At 38.0% G+C, this 229-nt stretch carries 1 protein-coding gene; it reads left to right on the forward strand.

What is annotated here, in order from left to right; translation table 11 throughout:
• Window positions 1-229, forward strand: a 229-nt coding sequence (locus FDX22_RS20490; protein WP_222592542.1) for a bacteriophage terminase small subunit, incomplete at both ends; no start/stop codon positions are given.

Consider the following 229-nt stretch of genomic DNA (forward strand, 5'->3'; position numbering starts at 1 on the left):
AGCGAGCAAACTGACAGTCAGAACGCTAAAAGAAACAGAAACAATCTATGACGCTAACGGAAAAGTTGAAAAAGTAAAGGTTAAAGAAAAAGAGTTAGACAAAGACAGCCTAGTAGCCATGATGGTCGCTAAAGCTGGAAACCCTGAACTTTATAATCCTACTGAATGGCGAAGATTGCAACAAGAAGAATCAAGTGCTCATGACCTTAAAGCTAAAATTGAAGAACTT

The organism is Citrobacter sp. TBCS-14, assembly GCF_005280805.1.
Taxonomy (GTDB): domain Bacteria; phylum Pseudomonadota; class Gammaproteobacteria; order Enterobacterales; family Enterobacteriaceae; genus Citrobacter; species Citrobacter gillenii.